The organism is Nocardia farcinica, assembly GCF_029867845.1.
GTDB classification, from domain to species: Bacteria; Actinomycetota; Actinomycetes; order Mycobacteriales; family Mycobacteriaceae; genus Nocardia; species Nocardia farcinica_A.
This window is the reverse complement of sequence record NZ_JARWRU010000806.1, coordinates 1-1,930: the sequence shown is the minus strand read 5'-3', so window position 1 is coordinate 1,930 and position 1,930 is coordinate 1. Positions and strand designations below refer to the sequence as shown.

2 protein-coding genes and 1 pseudogene are annotated in these 1,930 nt (G+C 73.4%); all 3 read left to right on the top strand.

Annotation, left to right across the window (positions count from 1 at the left end):
* The first annotated feature begins 261 nt into the window (after nt 1-261).
* Complete coding sequence (locus QH283_RS17615) at nt 262-801, top strand: hypothetical protein (RefSeq protein ID WP_280504081.1); 540 nt, start codon at nt 262-264, stop codon at nt 799-801.
* 4 nt (nt 802-805) lie between these two features.
* Nucleotides 806-1,615, top strand: a complete 810-nt coding sequence (locus tag QH283_RS17610; protein ID WP_280504080.1) for an oxidoreductase — start codon at nt 806-808, stop codon at nt 1,613-1,615.
* A pseudogene (locus QH283_RS17605) lies at nt 1,612-1,930 on the top strand (alpha/beta hydrolase); the annotation flags it as partial. The gene QH283_RS17610 and the pseudogene QH283_RS17605, both read left to right, overlap by 4 nt.

Here is a 1,930-nt window from a genome sequence, read left to right as displayed (position 1 = left end):
GGCCATGCGCAGGCCCGACATCTCCGGCCCGCTCGGCTATTGCGGCGCACGCACCCCACCGCCCGGCGCCTCGCCGCGGCGGGGGGCGGGGGGGCGGCCGGAGCCCGCGCTGATCGCGGAGGCCGCGCGGTCCGGCGCCGGTCTGATCGTGCTGCCCGAACTCGCGCCCATCACCGTCGACGCGGTGTCCGCGGCGCTGGCGGGCACCGACGCCTACGCGGTGTTCTCCCGGCGCGACGGACCCGCGCACCACGGCTGCTGGTGTCCGCCGATGGCGTGGCAGGCCGGCAACCACAGCTGCACGCGACCGCACGGCACCCGTGGCTCACCGAACTCGGCGACGGACTGCGCCTGTTCGACCTGCCGTGGGGCCGGCTGGCCGTCGTGGTCGGCGACGACGCGCTGCTGCCGGAATCGTTCCGGCTGGCCGTGGTCGCCGACGCCGACGTGGTGGCCGTGCCGCACTCGCCCTCGGAACCCTGGGAGTACCGGCTCGGCCTGCCGGAGCGCGCGGCGGAGAACCGGCTCAACGTGGTCAGCGCAGGCTTCGACGCCGACGGCGCGTTCCGGGCCGGATGTTTCGCGCTCAGTCCCGATTTCACGCTGTGGACGAGCTGGCAGGGCCCGTTCACCGGCGTCATCAGTCATCCCGAGGTCGGTGCGGCCACCGCCGGGCAGCGCTGGCTGCGCGGCGTCGTCCGGCCCGCCCAGGCGGTGAACCGGCAGGTCTCCAAGGGCACCGATCTCGTCGGCGGGCGCCCGCGCCGTCCGCTCGCCGCCACTACTACAGGAACGGAGTGAGAGGGTGAGCGAAACGCTCCGACATGTCGAGCAGATGGTCGACGAGGCGCCGCGCGCCGATGTCACCGAGACCTTCACCGAATGGCGCGCGCTGCTCACCGATCTGAAGGATCGGCTGGCGCGGCGCTTCGCGCTGACCCGCGATCCGTCGACCGAACCGCTGGAGAGCTACGGCGATCCGGCGGGCGCCTCCGGCAGCCTCGCCGCGTACTCCGGTCCCGAGGTGGACTGGCTGGTGCACTCCTGGATCGGCGACCCCCGGTCGGGGTTCGTGAACCTGCACCTGACGCTGTGGCTCGGCCCGCAGGTGCGGGTGCCGCACCTGGGCATCGCCATGCTGCTGTGGCCGGAGGGCTGGTTCTACGTCGACGCCGTCCCGCGCGGCGACCTGGTCGCCGACGGCGACTACTTCGACGCCTACTACGCGCCGAACGACGCCGCCTGGCTCGACTTCAAGGCCGAGCACCCGGATTTCGTGTGGTTCACCAGCCGCACCGGCTTCATCCGGTCCAGCCTCTCGCCCACCGCCTACTGCTACTCCTTCCCACCGACCCGGCCCAATCTCGACACCGTCGCCGAGGTGCTGCGCGGACGCGTCGACCAATGGCTGAGCTGGGTGGACGAGGCCGAGCCGGTGCCCGCCGAGGAGCGCGCGGCGCTGGCGGCACGCGATCTGGCGATCCGGCGCAACATCGCCGAGCGCGACCCGGCGAACGTCATGGGCGAGCGCCTGTTCGGCGCCGACCTGACCGCGCGGCTGGTCCGCGGGTTGTGGGGCGGGGACCGGGTGCTGGACCGGCCGGGGTTGTCGTGAGCGTCGTGCGCTCGCTGTGGTGGTCGGCGCGCACCCACGGCGAGAGCCCCTTCGACACCGCGCATCTGAAGATCTACTACCCCGCCGAGGTGCGCGGGGACGACGCCGAGCGGCTGACCGGCGTCTTCGCCGCCGATCCGGTGGGCGCGCCCTACCCGGTGGTGGTGTTCGCCTCCGGGGTGAACGTGAGCCAGGAGGCCTACCGGCGCTACGCCACCGCGATCGCCGAGAGCGGGTTCGTGGTGGTCACCTTCGACCGGGTCGCCGACCTGTTCGGCGGGCAGGTCGGGCTCACGCCGGGCGTCGACCTGCCCG